Genomic DNA, 8254 nt, shown 5'->3' on the forward strand with positions numbered 1-8254 from the left:
AACCTTTTAAAACGGTAAATATATTTTATCAAGTAACTCTTGATATTCTAATTCTACATTTGAATCACAAGTAATTCCACCACCACTTTTATAAAATAACTCAGCATTTTTATCTTTTTCTATAAATCTAATCATCACAGATGAATCTAAATTAACTCCATCAAAAACTCCAAAAATTCCCGTATAAAAACCTCTATCATACTCTTCAACTTTATTTAAAATCTCAATTGTTTTCTTTTTTGGTGTTCCTGTAATTGAACCAGCAGGAAGAAGAGAAGTTAAAATATCACCAATATTTTCATGCCAATTATTTTGTAGATTTGCAGATATTTTTGAGCTAACTTGAAAAAGCTTTTTATTCCCTGCATTTATCTTTTCCACATATCTGAACTTTTCAACTCTAACTTTTGAACCAACGATTCCTAAGTCATTTCTTAATAAATCAACTACCATTGTGTGTTCTGCCATTTCTTTTATATCGCCTAAAATTCTAGCTTGTGCATTTACAATTGAAGCATCAATAGTTCCTTTCATTGGATATGTAAAAATTTTATTCTTTTTAATTTCTACAAATCGTTCTGGGGAAAAACATACAAAATCTTCATCTTGATTTTGAAATCTTAATTTAAATTTTACTTGTGTATTTTCATAAATATCATCTAAAGAAATTAGTGTTTTTATTTTAGTTTTTGCTGTTAGATTTAAAAGATAGCTATTTCCTTCTTTTATTTCATCTTGTAAAGTATCAAATTTCTTTTTATATTCTTCAAAAGAAAGAGGAAATTTTTCTAATTTATTTTTTTGAACAGTTTTTATTTTTTGATGTTCTTTAAAATTTAATTCAAATTTAATTGTTGAAGGAAGATTTGAAAGTTTTTGGATATAAAATTTACTTAAATCATAAGATAAAACAAATAAAAATGGCTCTTTTGAAGAGCCAAATTTATTTAATTTTTCTTTTATTAACTCTTTACTCAAATTTTATTTAGAATTAATTTTTTTAAAATAGCAGCTCTTATTGCAACACCGTTTGTAACTTGTGTTAATACTTTTGTTCTTGGGTCTTTTAACATTTCATCACTTATATCAATATTTCTATTTACAGGACCTGGATGTAAAAGAATAATATCTCTGTCTCCTACTAACTCATTTGTAATACAATAATCTTTTGCATATTCATTTAAAGATTCAAAATAAGTTAAATTATGTCTTTCAAGTTGACTTCGTAAACTCATGATAATATCAAGTTCATCAATTATTTCTCTAATATTATTGTATTGTTTAAAATCATCACTTTCATATTTAAAACAATCAGGTGCAACAAGATTTACTTCAATTCCAAATCTTGGAAGTAATCTTCTGTTTGAACCAGCAACTCTTGAATTTCTTACATCTCCAACAATTGCTATTTTTTTACCCTCAGTTTCACCATTATAATGTTCAGAAATAGTAAATAAATCAAGTAATGCTTGAGTTGGATGAGAATGTCTGCCATCCCCTGCATTTATAATTGGACATCCAACAAAACCTTTTAGACTTTCAGGTAAACCACATTCACTATGTCTTACAACAATAGCATCAGGTTTCATTGCATTTATATTTGCAACAGTATCGTATATTGTTTCACCTTTTGAAGCTGATGATGTTCCAACATCAAGTGATACAACCTCAGCACCCAATCTTTTAGCTGCAATTTCAAAAGAACTTCTTGTTCTTGTAGAGTTTTCAAAAAACAATGTAACAATTATTTTACCTTTTAAAATCTCATTTGGTTTAGATTTTAAAAATTCTCTTGCATCTGCAAAGATGTCTAATATTTCTTCTTTTGAAAAATCAGAAGTTCTAATCAAGTGCTGCATTTTTTTCCTTTTATTTTAGTTTGGATTTTAGCAAAAAGCTGTTTAAAAAATAAAACTTTTTATATTTATAAACTATTTTAGATATAATTTTCACTTAAAATTACATCTAAATTTTTTTAGGAAAATAAATAAATGAATGAACAATTAGAACAGTTAGATAAAGAGTATGTACTTCATACTTATGCAAGAAATTATGTAAATTTCAAAAAAGGTATAAATGCTACACTTTTTGATGATAACGATAAAGATTATATAGATTTCACATCTGGAATCGCCGTTTGTAGTGTTGGACATGGAAATAAAAGAGTTGCAGATAAAATCTATGAACAAATCTTAAATATCACACATATTTCAAATTTATATGCTATTGAACCTCAAGCAAAATTAGCAAAAAAATTAAAAGAATTAAGTGGTTATGACATTAGAACATTTTTCTCAAATAGTGGTGCTGAAGCAAATGAATGTGCTATTAAGATTGCTAGAAAATATGGGGAAACAAATTTTGAAAAGAAAAGATATAAAGTGATAACTCTAACTCACTCTTTTCATGGCAGAACAATAACAACGGTAAAAGCAACGGGTCAAAGCTCAATGCATACACCAAATTTTGCTCCATATCCTGAGGGGTTTTCATACTATAACTATATAAATGATATTTATAATGCTATTGATGATGAAACAGCTGCTGTTATGATTGAACTTGTTCAAGGAGAAGGTGGTGTTCAGCCATTTGATAAAAAAGAAATTCAAGAATTAGCAAAATTTTTAAAAGAAAATAAGATTTTATTAATAATTGATGAAGTTCAAACAGGTGTTTATAGAACGGGTGAATTTTTAGCATCAAATCTTTATGAAATCCAACCAGATATTGTAACTCTTGCAAAAGGTTTAGGTGGTGGAGTTCCAATAGGTGCTATTATGACTACACACAAAGATATTTTTAATCCAGGTGATCATGGTTCTACTTTTGGTGGAAATTATTTAGTAACAACTGCTGCATTAGAAGTTTTAGATATTTTAGAAGAACTAAAAGATAGTGGAGCTTTAGATGAAACTATTATTTATTTTAATAAAAAGTTAAATGAAATTTATGAAAACAATAAAGAATTATTCACAAATAATGTAGGTCTTGGACTGATGCGTGGACTAAGAGTTAAAGATGCTGATACTTTAGCGCTAATAATTAAAACTGCTTTTGAAGAAGGTCTTTTAGTTTTAAAAGCAGGGAAAAATACTTTAAGATTACTTCCAGCACTTAGTATTTCAAAAAATGAAATGGATGAAGGTTTTAAAAGATTAGAAAGTGCATTAAATAAAATTAAAAATAGTTAAACTACATTTTTGTAGTTTAACCTCATCAAATCTAAATACCTTATTTCTGGAATACAAATGATAAAAACTACGAAGAAGAAAAATCTTGGAAAAATACTTTCAAATCATTTTGTGAAGTTTTCCTTAATTCCGATTCTTGTAGTTGAAGTTGCCTTAATTATTTTATATTTTTCTATAAATTCATATATGTCATCAAAAAATATTACTCTTTTATTAAAAGAAGCGCAATCTCATACTCAAGCTATTCTTGAAAATGAAGCCACAATCATAAGTGACAAATTAGCAGAAATTTCAAGAATGGCTTTAATTTTACAATCTATTCATCATCATATTGTTGAAAATCCTAAACAATTTGGGCTTCCAAATGGTGAACCAAAATTTGATGTAGCAAAAAATGGATCATTTTATAAAACAAATCAGATTGGTTCTAGTGTTTACTATTCATCCTCTACAAAAATTACTGAAATTGAAAAACAAAAAGCAATTTATACAGAAGCTATGGATATATCATTAAAAGGTATTGTAGATGTAAATCCAAACATAAATGCTGCATATTTTAATAGCTGGGACAATATGAATAGGCTTTATCCTTTTATTGATAAAGTTTATGAGCAATACGGTTCTAGTATTAAAATGCAAGATTATAACTTCTATTATTTAGCTGATTTAGAACATAATCCAGAAAAAAAACCTGCTTGGACAAGTGCTTATTTAGATCCTGCTGGAAATGGTTGGATGGTATCTTGTGTTGTTCCTATTTATAATAAAGATTTTTTAGAGGGAGTTACGGGACTTGATATAACAATAGATAGTTTTATAAAAAATATTTTAGCTAGAAAATTACCCTATGATGCAAACTTATTTATGATTGATAAAGATGGAATGATTATAGCAATGCCTGAAAAGATTGAGTCTTTACTTGGTTTAAAAGAGTTAAAAGAACATCTTTATACAGATTCAATTTTAAAAACAATATCAAAACCTGAAGAGTTTAATATTCTCACAAATAAAAGCCCTTTTGCTTCTCATTTTAGAGATTTGATTAATAATGAAACTTTAGTGGCAACATTAAAAATACAAGACAAAGAGTATTTAACTATACAACAAGATATAGATGAAACGCATTGGAAATTAATGATTTTGATTGATAAAAATAATATATTTGCATCTATTGAATCTTTAAAAAAATTGTCAAATATAATTGGTTATCTAGCTATTGTTTTTCTACTTCTTTTTTATATTGCTTTTTTTTATTTTTTACTAAAAAAAATAAATATTTTCTCTGATTCTATTACAAAACCAATTATTGATTTATCAAACCAAACTTCACAAATATCAGAAGAAAATAAAAAGGTAGAAATATTAAATACAAATATTTCTGAAATTCATCAGCTAAGTTTAAACTTTGTTACAATGATTAATGTATTAAAGAAAAAAACAAAAAAGTTATACGATGCTAAGATTTTTGCAGAAGAAGCCAATAAATCCAAAGATGATTTTCTTGCAAACATGAGTCATGAATTAAAAACTCCACTTAATTCTATCAATATAATTAGTGATGTAATGATAAAAAATAAATCAGGAAACCTTGATGAAAAACAAATCAAAAATCTTGAAATAGTTCATAAATGTGGGAAAGATTTATTATGTTTAATAAATGATGTTCTTGATTTATCAAAACTTGATGCAAAACAAAATATTATTCATAACTCTAAAATCCAACTAAAATATTTTATGAATTCTATTTATGAAATGTTTTATGCCCAAACAAAAGCAAAAAATCTCGAATTGATTTTTGAAATAGATGAAGATTTAGATTATATTTATAGTGATCAAGCCAAAATAAACCAAATAATTAAAAACCTTTTAAGTAATGCTTTAAAATTCACTTCAAAAGGTAAAATATATTTTTTAATCACAAATGAAAAAGATAATATAAAAATCACAATTAAAGATGAAGGAATAGGAATTCCACAAGATAAAGTAGAATATATTTTTGATAGATTTAAACAAGTTGATGGAAGTACAACTAGAAAATATGGAGGAACAGGACTTGGTCTTACAATTTGTAAAGAACTCGTATCTTTATTAAATGGAGAAATAAATGTTTCTAGTACACTAGATATTGGTTCAACATTTGAAGTACTTATTCCTAAAAATATATATTTATCTACAAAAATAAAGAAAGAAAATCTTCAAGAAGAATTTGAAGAAAACAATAAAGAAATTACAGAAATTGACGAAAATATTGAGTTTAATATTCCAATCGAAAAAATAGAAAAAGAATCTATTTATATTTTAAATAATGACCCAATATCATTTTTTTATCTAATAATTGAATTAAACAAAAAATATCAAGTAATCCAACTATCAAAAGTTGAACAACTACTTTTAGTTGAAAAAGAAACTAAAAATCCAAAAATTATTATTGATATATCAAAATTAAAAAATGAAGATAAACAAGAGGTAGAAAAGTTATCGACAAATAATCTTATTCTTTTTTATGAAGATTATATTAATGAAAGTTTAGAAAAAAAGGCTTCAAAAGTTTATCAAAAACCTTTGAGCCATGATATTTTGTTTAGTTTATAATAAGGTCTTTTATTGAAAAAATTAATTCCAAAATCATCAACAATTCTATTTTTTATTATTTTTTTATTTTTATTACTTAATTTTATAAGCTATAAATTGTTATTAAAAAACTTATATGATAACCATACAAAAAATCAAGAAATTACTTTTTATAAAATTCAAAAAGAGACTAATATTCTATTAACTAAAGTTTTATACAAATATTCTAATCAAAAAGAAGTTTTACTTAGAAAACATAAAGAAGTATTAGACTACTTGGGGAAAAATTCTTATAATGATTCTCTTGATGAAATAAGCAAAATAATAAATAAAGATGAAAAAAACAACTCTTTTAATATCTACATTACAGATGAAAACTTAGTTATTAAAAATACTACCTATAAACCAGATATTAATTTTGATTTATCTTTTGCAAAAGATTTATTTGAACAACATAAAAAAGCTAATATTATAGGAATTTCTCCACCTGTATTTGAAATGTATTCACTTAAATTCTTTAGTTATACAGACTCTTTTTTAGCGAAAACTGATAAAAGAATTTTACAAGTTAGTTACACTTATAATGAGTTGGAAGAGGATTTAAAAAAACTTCAAGATTTACTAAACTCAAATCAAGATATTAAAAGTTCAAATGCTTATGTTGTTTTTAATGATGGTTATGTTGGCGATTTTATTTTTAAATCTTTAAAATCTTATAAACCAACTTTAGATGATATAACTGCACGAATAAATAAAGGAAAAGAATTATCTTCTAATATAAATGAAGATGAATATATTACGAACTATTTTAAAAAAGATAATATTGAATATAAAGTATCTTATTTAGCAGAAAAAAGTCCTATTTTTGATGAAGCAAAAGTTATTTTCAGTATAGTTTTTGATGAAGATGAATTCAATAATAATATTTTTAAATTAAATTTAGCAATATTATTAATCAGTGTTATTGGAATAATTACAATATTTATCATCTACAAAGTTCGATATGAAGAGAATCTTTTAAAATATAAAGATAAATTTATCGAACATTCTGTTCATGAAATTAAAACTCCTTTATCAATTATAAATCTAAATGTTCAACTTAGAAATAAAACTTCAGGTGAAGATAAATACTCAAAAAAAATAGAAGGGGCTTTAAAAACACTTGAAAATTCCTATGAAGATATGACATTTCTTCATACCAAAAATAAAATCGATTATGTTATTGAAAATTTAAATTTAGAAGATATTTTAAAAAATAGAATAAAATATTTTAATGTAATTGCAACAACTCAAAATAGACAATTAGAATTGATTATAAATAAGAATATTTTTTTTAATATTAGTAAAATAGAATTACACAGATTAATAGACAATAATTTATCAAATGCAATAAAATATAGTAAAGTTGGAAGTAATATAAAAATTGTTTTATCAAATAATATTTTAGAATTTCACTCTTTTGGAAATCCAATAAGAAATACAAAAAACATCTTTAAAAGATATGTAAGAGAGAATGAAAATGCTAGAGGTCATGGATTAGGACTTGCGATTATAAAAGATATTTGTAAAAAATATAAAATAAAAATCGATGTTAAATATGAAAATAATCAAAATATTTTTTCATATATTTTTATTTGCCACACCAATGACACAAAATAATTTTAAAATATAATTATGAAAATATTTTTACTTGAAGATGATTATAGTTTAAATGAAACTATAAAAGAGATGATGGAGATAAATCATCATGAGGTTATCAGTTTTTATGATGGAGAAGTTGCTTATACAAATATTTTTGATAACTATGATTTATATATATTGGATATAAATACTCCCTCATTAAGTGGTTTAGAGATTTTAAAATCTATAAAAGTTTTGAATACTAAAACAAAAGTGATTATGATTAGTGCAAATATAAATATAGAAACAATCAAAGAAGCCTATATTTTAGGATGTGATGATTATTTGAAAAAACCTTTTGATGTGGAAGAGTTGATTTTAAAAATAGAAAAATTTGATAAAAAAGATAATAATATTTTTTTAAATAGAAATATTTATTTTAATTCCATTACAAATGAACTTTATATAGATTCCCAAAAAGTGGAATTAACAAAAAGTGAAAAAAATCTTTTAATTTTATTATTACAAAATAGAAGCAAGACTATTTCTTATGAAAATATCGAAAATTATGTTTATAAAGGAGAAGCTAAATCTTCAGATGCTATACGAAGTTTATTAAAAAGATTAAGAAAAAAACTACCTAAAGATTTAATTTTAAATAGTTTAGATGAGGGTTATTATATAAAATAATAAATTCTCACTTTATGACACATCATTGACTGGAGAGGTAACTAAAAAACATACCCTTTTTTGCTAATCCCTAAGCCACCATTTCAGATTGTAACACTTTTTCTTTTTCTTGTTTTTCTTCAAATTTAACAGGTGATAAATTTCCTAAATAACTATGACTTCTAACTCTATTATAATAAAAT

6 protein-coding genes are annotated in these 8254 nt (G+C 24.2%); 4 read left to right on the forward strand and 2 right to left on the reverse strand.

The features are described from left to right. Positions 1-6: 6 nt before the first annotated feature. Positions 7-978: an aminodeoxychorismate synthase component I gene (locus B0174_RS10575; RefSeq protein WP_108560609.1), complete on the reverse strand. Its 972-nt coding sequence runs from the start codon at positions 976-978 to the stop codon at positions 7-9. After that, positions 975-1859, reverse strand: a complete 885-nt coding sequence (locus B0174_RS10580) for an aspartate carbamoyltransferase catalytic subunit (protein ID WP_108560612.1) — start codon at positions 1857-1859, stop codon at positions 975-977. Before B0174_RS10580 ends, B0174_RS10575 begins: the two co-directional genes overlap by 4 nt. A gap of 132 nt (positions 1860-1991) precedes the next feature. Between B0174_RS10580 and B0174_RS10585 the strand changes: the two genes are divergently transcribed. The 4 genes from B0174_RS10585 to B0174_RS10600 all read left to right on the forward strand — a co-directional run bounded on the left by B0174_RS10585 (position 1992) and on the right by B0174_RS10600 (position 8072). Beyond that, a complete protein-coding gene (locus tag B0174_RS10585) occupies positions 1992-3191 on the forward strand; it encodes an aspartate aminotransferase family protein (RefSeq protein ID WP_108560615.1) in 1200 nt (399 codons plus the stop codon). A 57-nt stretch (positions 3192-3248) separates the two neighbouring features. Further along, positions 3249-5783 (forward strand): sensor histidine kinase, encoded by a 2535-nt coding sequence (locus tag B0174_RS10590; RefSeq protein WP_108560618.1) that lies wholly within the window; start codon positions 3249-3251, stop codon positions 5781-5783. A 96-nt stretch (positions 5784-5879) separates the two neighbouring features. Then, positions 5880-7421, forward strand: coding sequence for a sensor histidine kinase (locus tag B0174_RS10595; protein WP_133174797.1), 1542 nt, complete (start codon positions 5880-5882; stop codon positions 7419-7421). A gap of 15 nt (positions 7422-7436) precedes the next feature. Beyond that, on the forward strand, positions 7437-8072 hold the full coding sequence (locus B0174_RS10600) for a response regulator transcription factor (RefSeq protein ID WP_108560624.1): 636 nt from the start codon (positions 7437-7439) through the stop codon (positions 8070-8072). Positions 8073-8254 lie beyond the last annotated feature (182 nt).

The organism is Arcobacter caeni, from assembly GCF_003063245.1.
Taxonomy (GTDB): Bacteria; Campylobacterota; Campylobacteria; order Campylobacterales; family Arcobacteraceae; genus Aliarcobacter; species Aliarcobacter caeni.